This is a genomic window from Microcoleus sp. LEGE 07076 (assembly GCF_015207455.1).
GTDB lineage: Bacteria > Cyanobacteriota > Cyanobacteriia > Cyanobacteriales > Microcoleaceae > Microcoleus.
Window position 1 is genome coordinate 23,236 of the sequence record NZ_JADEWV010000066.1, and the last position, 6,000, is coordinate 29,235.

At 42.9% G+C, this 6,000-nt stretch carries 5 protein-coding genes and 1 pseudogene; all 6 read left to right on the forward strand.

All coding sequences use genetic code 11. The features are described from left to right. Positions 1 to 374 precede the first annotated feature (374 nt). Positions 375 to 953 carry a biotin transporter BioY gene (locus IQ270_RS13345; RefSeq protein WP_193973675.1) on the forward strand — a complete coding sequence of 193 codons (579 nt, stop codon included), beginning with the start codon at positions 375 to 377 and terminating at the stop codon, positions 951 to 953. 222 nt (positions 954 to 1,175) lie between these two features. After that, entirely contained in the window at positions 1,176 to 1,685 is a 510-nt protein-coding gene (lspA, locus tag IQ270_RS13350) for a signal peptidase II (protein ID WP_193973676.1), read from the forward strand. Positions 1,686 to 2,081: 396 nt separating this feature from the next. Then, positions 2,082 to 3,737 (forward strand): radical SAM protein, encoded by a 1,656-nt coding sequence (locus IQ270_RS13355; RefSeq protein ID WP_193973677.1) that lies wholly within the window; start codon positions 2,082 to 2,084, stop codon positions 3,735 to 3,737. Between the two features lie 637 nt (positions 3,738 to 4,374). Then, positions 4,375 to 4,464, forward strand: a complete 90-nt coding sequence (locus tag IQ270_RS13360; RefSeq protein WP_193973678.1) for a helix-turn-helix domain-containing protein — start codon at positions 4,375 to 4,377, stop codon at positions 4,462 to 4,464. A 66-nt stretch (positions 4,465 to 4,530) separates the two neighbouring features. Further along, positions 4,531 to 4,893, forward strand: a complete 363-nt coding sequence (locus IQ270_RS13365) for a hypothetical protein (RefSeq protein WP_193973679.1) — start codon at positions 4,531 to 4,533, stop codon at positions 4,891 to 4,893. A 770-nt stretch (positions 4,894 to 5,663) separates the two neighbouring features. After that, positions 5,664 to 5,873: pseudogene (locus IQ270_RS13370) on the forward strand (reverse transcriptase N-terminal domain-containing protein); the annotation flags it as partial. Between the last annotated feature and the right edge of the window lie 127 nt (positions 5,874 to 6,000).

Genomic DNA, 6,000 nt, shown 5'->3' on the forward strand with positions numbered 1-6,000 from the left:
GCATATCGCACGAAAGTAAAGGTTAGGTTAAGAATCTTTACATTTAATCGCAATTTAATATTAATTAATATTAAATTAAATTTGTTGATGGGCTTGACAAGTGTGAGAATATAAGGTAAAGAGAGGAGCAATTGGTAGGTAAACAAGCAAAACAAGCATTCGATCGCCCGTTAGCGAAGCCCTCGAAGAGGATCGCGAAAAATGCCCCATTGCCACGATCGGAATATCCAGGAAGAAAGAACGAGAAAACCAGAGAACGGTAGTTGTTTTGACCGTAGTGGTAGTATTGAGAATTTAAAAGCTGCGGGCCTTCAAGCTTGCATCTGACAAATGCCTTCTGCCTTATATGTTCTTGTGAATGCTGTTTGACGATCATGCCTGCTCCTATTGAATTAATCTGGGCTTTTATTGGTTTGCTCCTAACGATAGGAGGCACTTTTTTGCCAGCATCTGTGACAATTCCGATCGGGTTGTGGGACGATCGCGGACTTCAGGCGTACTCTTTAGGTGTTACTTATCAAATTGGAGCCGTGTTGCTAGTAGGCTGCATGGGCGGCAAAAATGCTGCTGCTCTCTCGCAAATTGCCTATTTGGTATTAGGATTAACTTTGTGGCCGATTTTTTCTCAAGGCGGCGGCATCGGCTATCTCAAAGAAGCGAGTTTTGGGTATTTGCTGGGTTTTGTGCCTGGTGCTTGGGTGTGTGGCTGGGTGGCTTTTAAGGTGGCTTCGCGGCTGGAGTCTATGGCTTTTAGCTGTTTGTGCGGTTTATTTACAGTGCACGCGATCGGCTTAATTTATCTAATTCTTAATTACTTGCTGATTCCGGGCAAAAAAGCACCTTTATTCAATGAGATTCTGAAATATTCGGTTTATCCCATGCCGGGACAATTGGCGTTGGTTTGTGCGATCGCATTGCTATCATTTACTTTGCGGCGCTTGATGTTTTATTGATTGGGAATTGGGAAAAATAGCTATCCCTGTATTCGTGACTTCGGTGTCGTGCTGTTGGTAATTGGTAATTGTGTCAAATCAGGTTATACTGTCATTTCCAAACGGGAAAAACATCTCGCTGCGGCTGGGATTGCTTTGCTGCACAGCATTCTGCTCGCAATGACACGCGAGATTTGAATAAATTCTTTCAGATCCGATACCCCATCTTCTATTGGCTAATCCATGCGTTTTAAAAGAAATCCGTTGTTCTGGGTTGCTGCTATTATTAGTTTAGTTTTAGACCACCTGAGTAAGTTTTGGGTAGTCCAAAATTTTGACTTGACGGTTCCTCCGCAGACTCAGCCGCTGTTACCTGGAATATTTCACTTCACTTATGTTGTTAATACCGGTGCGGCTTTTAGTTTGTTTAGCAATGGCGGGGCGATTTGGTTGCGCTGGCTGTCTTTGGGCGTGAGTGTGGGATTGATGGTGCTGGCTTGGTTCGGGCCGCGAATTAATCGCTGGGAACAAGCTGGCTACGGCTTGATTTTGGGGGGAGCACTGGGGAATGGGATCGATCGATTTGTTTTGGGTCACGTTGTAGATTTTATAGATTTTCGGATAATTCGGTTCCCCGTGTTTAATCTGGCAGATGTGTTTATTAATGCTGGGATTATCTGTTTGCTGATTGCGACTTTTCACAGTGCACCGCCGCCGAGAAACCGGGACTCACACGATTCTATTTCCGAGTAAATTTGAAGAATTTATTTGTGATTAATTATTACTTGAAAGAATAAACATTAATTTTGGGGGAAATTATAATAAGTTTGTAGTAAGGACTTTAGTTTTTTTGTGAGTAAATTTGAAGAATTTATTTGTGATTAGTTATTATTTGAAAGAATAAAGATTGATTTTGGGGAAAATTATAATAAGTTTGTAGTAAGGAATTTAGTCCTTGTTACTGACTTGGGAAACAAAAGACTTCAGTCTTTACTACAAACTGGTTTTTCTACACTTTTGCAACTATAATGAGATATTATAGCGGTTCTCAAGCGTGGTGAGGTCTGCCCTGTTTGCCCTGTTTGCCCCATGCCCATTAGTATCTCATCTTTGTGAGAAAGGCTATATATTGCTAATCCTAAACTTGCCGTGAGTCCTAACCCATTTGCCCTAGAACGCCTGTTATTTGTTCCAGCAACCCCCGATGTTGATGCTATTCCGACTATTTTTGCTTTTCCCAACGAGTACACGGTTGGCATCACCAGTCTCGGATATCAGATAGTGTGGGCTACTTTAGCTGTGCGATCGGATATTGAAGTAAGCCGTTTATTTACTGATATCCGCGAACAACTTCCCCGACATCCAGAATTACTGGGATTTTCGCTTTCTTGGGAACTCGACTATGTAAACATTCTCAATTTATTAGAATCTCTAGAAATTCCAATCTGGGCATCTCAACGCACCGATAGCCATCCCATAGTATTCGGCGGAGGCCCCGTTTTAACGGCTAATCCAGAACCTTTTGCCGATTTTTTTGATGTGATTTTGCTGGGAGATGGCGAATATCTCATTGATAATTTTATTGATGCTTGCAAGCAAGTGCGTAAAGCCGACAGACCAACTAAATTGCGGCACTTAGCCCAAGTCCCTGGAGTTTACGTTCCCAGTTTGTACGAAGTAACTTATTTGGAAGCGACTGAGGGGATTAAAACGATTCAGCCTGTCGATTCGGGAATTCCCAGTGCGGTAGAAAAACAGACTTATCGCGGCAATACTTTATCTGCTTCTACTGTGGTGACAGAAAAAGCCGCTTGGGAAAATATTTATATGGTGGAAGTGGTTCGCAGTTGTCCAGAAATGTGCCGTTTTTGTTTGGCAAGTTATCTGACTTTGCCTTTTAGAACTGCGAGTTTGGAGGATTCGCTAATTCCGGCGATCGACCGCGGTTTAGCTGTCACTAATCGTTTGGGTTTGTTGGGTGCTTCTGTGACTCAGCACCCGGAATTTGAAGCGTTGCTGGAACATTTGAATCATCCGAAATACGACGGCGTGCGGCTTAGTCTTTCTTCGGTACGGACGAATACGGTGACTGTTAAATTGGCAGAAATCTTGACAAACAGAGACAGCAAATCTGTGACAATTGCGGTGGAAAGCGGGAGCGAACGCCTCCGCAAGATTGTCAATAAAAAACTCACCAATGACGAAATTATCCAGGCAGCTATCAATGCTAAGGCTGGCGGTTTAAAGGGTATTAAACTTTACGGTATGGCGGGAATTCCCGGCGAAAAAATGGAGGATTTGGAGGAGACAGTGGCGATGATGCGGGCGATTAAAAAAGCGGTTCCCGGTTTGCGGTTGACTTTGGGATGCAGCACTTTTGTTCCGAAATCTCACACTCCTTTTCAGTGGTTTGGAGTGAATAAAGATGCCCAGAAGAGACTGAAGTTTTTAGATAAAGAATTGCGGAAATTAGGTTTAGAATTTAGACCTGAAAGCTATAATTGGTCGGTAATTCAGGGTTTGTTGTCCAAGGGCGATCGGCGTTTGTCTAAGCTGTTGGAATTAGTCCGGCATTACGGCGATACTTTAGGCAGTTATCGGCGGGCTTTTAAGGAGTTACGGGGACAGTTACCGGAGATGGATTATTATGTTTTTCAAGAGTGGGATTTGGAGCAGGTTTTGCCTTGGAATCATTTAAAAGGGCCACTACCCGATGTCACTTTGAAGAAGCATTTAGCAGAGGCAATGAGTCATGCAACACAACAGCACTATCGAGGAGGTGGGAATTCATTAAGTCCCGTTTAGTCAAAAAAAAACTGGAAAAAATGACTGCTGGTTTAAAAACTCCTACTAGCTAGTACATTGAGAGCTTCACGACTTGTCCGCCGCGTCCAATTATACAAAATCCGGGTAACATACCCCCTTTACGATCGAACCACTTTCGAGGCGAAAAGCGCCCAGAGAAGAGGAAACAGAAGAGTCAGAAGATAAAGCCCATACCAAACTCGGATTTGGTAAGCTGTTGCGGCATTTAAATTTTATGTAAAAAACAATAAAACAATGAGTGGGGCGGTGCCCCCGTCTGACAGGTGTAGGTTTTTTACAACTAAGAGGAGTTACAAGCATAAAAGGCATCCACAGGAGTTTGAGGGAAGGAGCTCCAACGCTCCAAATGAATGGTTCGATTGTTGAGTAAATTAGCCATCAGAGTCACAAAGCCTTTAACTACCAGCCGGGAAGTCCCTGGGTATATTTAGAGGGGATTAATCTGAGCGCTGCGCGAAGTACCCCGAATAAATTACCGCAGGGATGAAAGGCTCGTCGGGTGTAGGTACGGAAACCGACAATTAGACATTGCGAGTACCTTTAACTTTGATGTACTTCCTAGATATTAAAACAAAAGAAATGGTAGATTAAGGTAGGTCGAAAAAAGCAGCTAAAAATGCAACTCACTTACAAATACCGCCTCAAACCAACCAAGCCCCAACTAGCAACTATTGTGGCTCATTTAGAACTCTGCCGTCGGCAGTAAAACTACCGACTCGGCGAAAGATTTAGGTAGTGGGAAACCACGAGAACACCTATCAACGCCTGCCCATTGATTGTTTCGATAGTCCCTGTTGAAGAGATTTATCGAAATATTCCCTTGACTAGAGTGCAAACTAGGGATGGCAGAAAAAAGGATGAGTCAGGCAATCCTCTAACCAGGAAAGGTGATGTTTTCTCAAACATTGAAGGCGGATATGTACAGTGGCAGACGATACAATTAGCTGACCTGAAAAACACTAAAAAATTATTCCCTGATTATAAAGTGTTAGATTCCCAGGTTTTGCAAGATGTCGTCAACCGAGTTGAAACTTCCTTTTCAAACTTCACCACGCCCGACAAAAACGGCAATCGTAGAGCAAGCCAAGATTCAAAGGGCTTCACTACTACAAATCCTTCACTTACCCTCAATTAGACAACTTAGATATTGTCAAAGATGAACAAAACAGGATTTGTATTAGCCTCACAAAAATAGGTCAAGTGCCTATGGTCTTTCACCGTCCCATACCAAAAGGATTCAAAGTTAAGACGGGTACAGTTATCAGAAAAGCAGATGGGTGGTATATTTCCGTGCGATTCCTTTAAATTAAAGTAAGCTGAAAAGCTTACAGAAAAATTAGTCCAGTTGATGAGACTGGTAACAACTGATTACATTTGTAGGTGAGGGTTCAGCCCAAGTCCTACCCCTCAAGTGCAGAGGTGAAAGCATAACCCCTAGCTTATTGGGTAGCAACTAATAGTCTAAAGCGGGGTTAAAAGGCAGAACTACTGAAAGCCAAATTTGGTAACTGTCAAGCAAGAGTCCATGCGTAGCGCAAGCAAAGATGTGTTTCAACCATCGTCAACCACAATGGTGTAATGGCTGAGTTAAGGATAAAACCGTTGTAAGATATGGTAAAGACTAACTAACACCAAGCCAAAAGGTAAGGATAGGGCTAAGCGGTTGGAAATCCGACTTATATGCACCGCCCGTAACCCCGGTGGAGAGCATCACAGCTAAAGACTCAACCAATGTGTAATCGGAACGAAGTAACTCTTAATTATCTCTGGGAAAGGTCGAGAACCAGTAAGTAGCTAACGAATGATACTTAAGAGAGGGATGGTATCAAAAGCGAATGTTCTGTTGTAATGACAGAGATATGCTGACAGATACACGGTAATTCCAACGGAGTAGAACAAGTAGCAATGAATATATCTAAAACGCTGAATAATCAGACGGTGGAGTGGAAAGACATCAACTGGCGAAAGCTAGAACGGGTGACTTTTAAGTTGCAAAAGCGCATATTCCAAGCGAGTGAATGTGGTGATGTTAAAGCAGTTCGCAAACTTCAGAAGACCTTGATTAGGTCTTGGTCTGCAAAATGTATTGCGGTGCGTAGGGTGACACAAGATAACCCAGGGCTATTTCATTCTAAACAGCTTCTTCAAAACGTCTAGACCATAGCCCGCGAGCCGTTGTGCCTGTGCCATATTTGTTTCTCCAGCTTCTCGATAAAGATTGAGTGCTAAATTACGAGCAATT

Bases quoted from the DNA above. Each gene is read 5' to 3' on its own strand.
- IQ270_RS13345 (WP_193973675.1), top strand. From the start codon at position 375: ATGCCTGCTCCTATTGAATTAATCTGGGCTTTTATTGGTTTGCTCCTA.
- lspA (WP_193973676.1), top strand. From the start codon at position 1,176: ATGCGTTTTAAAAGAAATCCGTTGTTCTGGGTTGCTGCTATTATTAGT.
- IQ270_RS13360 (WP_193973678.1), top strand. From the start codon at position 4,375: ATGCAACTCACTTACAAATACCGCCTCAAACCAACCAAGCCCCAACTA.